Origin of the sequence: Halodesulfovibrio sp. (genome assembly GCF_015482765.1) — a bacterium.
In the GTDB taxonomy this organism is placed as follows: Bacteria; Desulfobacterota; Desulfovibrionia; order Desulfovibrionales; family Desulfovibrionaceae; genus Halodesulfovibrio.
Genome location: NZ_JADMLB010000022.1, coordinates 1 through 3,432, shown reverse-complemented (window position 1 = coordinate 3,432; position 3,432 = coordinate 1). Strand labels below are relative to the sequence as shown.

4 protein-coding genes are annotated in these 3,432 nt (G+C 44.3%); all 4 read right to left on the bottom strand.

All coding sequences use genetic code 11. The annotated features are described in order from the left end of the window. Positions 1–797: hypothetical protein (locus QZY95_RS03940; RefSeq protein ID WP_290919575.1), on the bottom strand; the 797-nt coding region annotated here is incomplete at its 3' end. A 28-nt stretch (positions 798–825) separates the two neighbouring features. Then, positions 826–1,749: a hypothetical protein gene (locus QZY95_RS03935; protein ID WP_290919573.1), complete on the bottom strand. Its 924-nt coding sequence runs from the start codon at positions 1,747–1,749 to the stop codon at positions 826–828. Positions 1,750–2,035: 286 nt separating this feature from the next. After that, entirely contained in the window at positions 2,036–2,956 is a 921-nt protein-coding gene (gene miaA / locus QZY95_RS03930; RefSeq protein ID WP_290919571.1) for a tRNA (adenosine(37)-N6)-dimethylallyltransferase MiaA, read from the bottom strand. A gap of 5 nt (positions 2,957–2,961) precedes the next feature. Continuing rightward, positions 2,962–3,432, bottom strand: a 471-nt coding sequence (gene coaD, locus QZY95_RS03925; protein WP_290919569.1) for a pantetheine-phosphate adenylyltransferase, incomplete at its 5' end; no start/stop codon positions are given.

The window sequence follows — 3,432 nt, the reverse complement described above, 5'->3', positions numbered from 1 at the left end:
CGATACTGCCCATCCTCAGGAGTAATGGTAATAATCTGTTCATCTCCCCAAAAGGCACCATCATTCGTCACAGTCAGATTCGTACGCTTAGCCGGCAGTTGCTGCCGTAACATCTGTACAATGTATTCAGGGGCAAGATCCGTTATCACTTCTTCATGAAAAGGCTCAACCCGATCAAACCGTACTGTTGAGTTAAAGAAATAGCGGTATTCTTTATTAAGCAAAGAAACCATACGGCTATCCTGCTCTTCAGCAAGCGGAGGCCAGAATTGCGCTCCACGATATTTACGTAGGCTTCCAACACCTTCATTACTGCGAAGCTCGGCAACCATGTTGTTAACAGAACATCGTACCTCGTGAACACCTTTTGCTTCATCATGTGAGTAGCCCAAGGTGAAGAAATAGGTTGTACGAATGCTGTCTATCGGTGCACCATTTTCATACAACCATTGTACAAGAGTTACTGCCGCGCTGGTTTCGCCAGCCCATGTCACTTGAAATTCTTTAAAAACAGAATACCCGTGATACTGTAACACCCGACCGCCGGATATGTTTGTTTTGCGTAGCATTTCAATAAATGAATGCTGAAGCTGCTCGTAAGTTACAGGCGTTTTATCTTTATATGCATCCAAAGACACAAACGTTGTCGTAGCAGGAGCCGTTAACAGATCACGATACGAAACCGCCTGCTTCTGCGCACCATCAGAAGGTTGGGAGTCGGACTCAACAGCAGCACCCGCCGCAACAACAAAGCAGAAAGACATCATAAGAAAAAACAAACACGATACTTTTTTCATCACATTTCCTTTACGCATGCGTTACAGCCTACTGATCCTGCACATATCGTTTCGTTAATGCCAATGTTGCCCATTCACCCAGAGCAGTCTTGCATCGTGTTTCATACAGTCCCACCTCTTCAGGCAGCTCAATGTCCCACATAAAGGTTACACCCTCGATGGTGTCCACCAGTTGCACAAGCATTTTCCCTTCGTATAAAACGCCTTGCGGTAATACAACGGCGTTACTTTTTTCTTCTGCCATGTATGAAGCAAACTCTTCGCGAATATCTTGCGGGTCTCCTGTGACCGTCTGACAAAACTTTACATGAGACGTTTTCAGGTAATATATGGCGTTCGCGTTTGCATCCATCATATCCTGTACAATGTTTCTCAAGGAGAGCATCACGGACATATCATGCTTTCCCCACGGAGTAGGCGTCACATTGCTCAGATTTCGGTAAGAAGGAACATATCGTTCCTCAGGTACATAGGAGTAAAAACCCGCGGAAGATGCTTCGGACACCACAGGATTCTGCTGAACACCAACTTCATACTGTTTATTTTTATCGTCGTGCTTTACTGAGATATCAGCAGTATATGTTCGTTGCAGCCATTCAACCTCTGCACCGTTCTTACGTAAAGAGCGCTTTACCTGTATTGTTAGCTGCTTTTCACCAGTCCACTCTACTCCGGCGGATGTGAAAATATACCAATCTTTGCCAAAATCAATCCGGCTCATTTTTGTAAGTTGTTCCTGCACACCACTGCGCAAAGCACTTACTATATGTTTTTCTAAAACATCTTTTTTATCTACAAAAGCATCAGGAATTTTTGCAACGTACAGTTTACACGCTTCATCAGACATACGAGTAGAAGAAGAAAGCGTTGTTGTATTTTTTTGATGTACTGCACTGCACCCCGTCCATAAAAACGAGAGCATGACAAGAAGTAGAATAAAATATTTGTGCATACATTCCTCTGTGAAACAATCTAGAAGTTATAAGAACTGGTTTACCATCATAAATACGTATAAGCGTCAACACATTTACCGTATCTACTTACTATTATAATACATAGAGAAAACGACACAAAAAAAGGGCGAAGTAATACACTTCACCCTTTTTATTTACTTGTAATATCTTTTATCCGGCATTCCCCCGAATACCGCATCGCTTTACAGCGACAAAAGATTTTTTCCAGAATCACACACGCGCTACGCGGTAATTCATAGTGCGGACGTTATTATCCGCCACATGTTACTCGGCTAAAAAGCGAGTAACTTCACGGTTCATGGTTTCAAAATCCTTTGGTTTTACCCAAATGATCTCTTTGTCCTTCCTGAACCACGTTAACTGTCGTTTCGCATACGCGCGGGTATTTTTCAACCACAAAGCCTTGCACTCATCCAACGAGATAGCGCCAGTAATGTACTGGTACAGCTCTGCACAGCCTATTCCTGACCAGCCAAAAGCATCTGGATCATCATTATGATTCAAAGCTTCACGCGCCTCTTCAATGGCACCCGCTTCAATCATCAAATCAATACGTTTACCGAGAAGCGGAGTCAGCTCGGTTAATGTAACATCGATTCCAAGACGAACACCACGAAACGGTGTCGGAGTCAGCGGCTGCGCATGCCACCACGTAAAAGTTTTACCGGTAACACGATGCACTACCAATGCACGACAAATACGCTGACTGTCGTTAAAATGAATTTTAGCCGCATAATCAGGATCAATCTTTGTTAAATCGTCATGCATAGCAGCAGAGCCACGTTCTGCCATTTCTGCTTCTGCATCATCTGTATACGATTGATCAATCCGTGGAATCTGTGCCAGCCCTTCCAGCAAGCTTTTAAGATAAAAACCGGTACCGCCCACAAGCATCGGCAGCAATCCTTCAGCGCGGGTTTCATGAATGGCTTCTGTTGCCATATCCATAAACTTACCCACATCAATTTTATCTTCTGTCCGCAAAAAGCCATACAGGCGATGCGGACACACCTGCTGTTCTTCAGCAGTCGGCTGGGCAGTAATTATTGGAAAATCGCGATATACCTGTCGGGAGTCCAAGTTAATTACGCCACCGTTAAACGTGTGACACAAATTAAAGGACGCAGCAGTTTTTCCTGCTCCGGTAGGTCCCACCAGACAGACAATAGGAATTTTTTTAGACATATACGTTAGTTAAGCGGGTACGGATACCCGTATTTTTCGCGCAGTTTGCGGTATACATTATCCGGAACAAGTCCTTTGATGTCTCCGCCCAGTTTACCTGCTGCTTTAATAATGGTGGAACTGATGTACAGCCACTGGTAGTCCGTCATCAAAAAGACAGTCTGAATATGCTTTTTAAGCTTACGGTTCATCAAAGCAAGCTGGAATTCGTATTCAAAATCAGAAACAGCGCGCAAACCGCGAAGTACAACATGTGCACCGCGTCGCTCTGCATATTCCACAAGTAAACCGGAAAAAGGTTCCACAGTTACTTGCGGGGTATCTTTAAAAACTTCTTCCGCCATTGCCACGCGCTCGGTAATTGAAAACAGGGGCGACTTCGGGGTATCGTTCGCCACCGCAACAATCACACGGTCAAAAATCTCGCAGCCGCGTTTAATCAGACTCACATGCCCCATTGTCATAGGGTCAAATGT

Coding starts and splice junctions, on each gene's coding strand:
- QZY95_RS03935 (WP_290919573.1), bottom strand. CDS start 1,749: ATGCACAAATATTTTATTCTACTTCTTGTCATGCTCTCGTTTTTATGG.
- miaA (WP_290919571.1), bottom strand. CDS start 2,956: ATGTCTAAAAAAATTCCTATTGTCTGTCTGGTGGGACCTACCGGAGCA.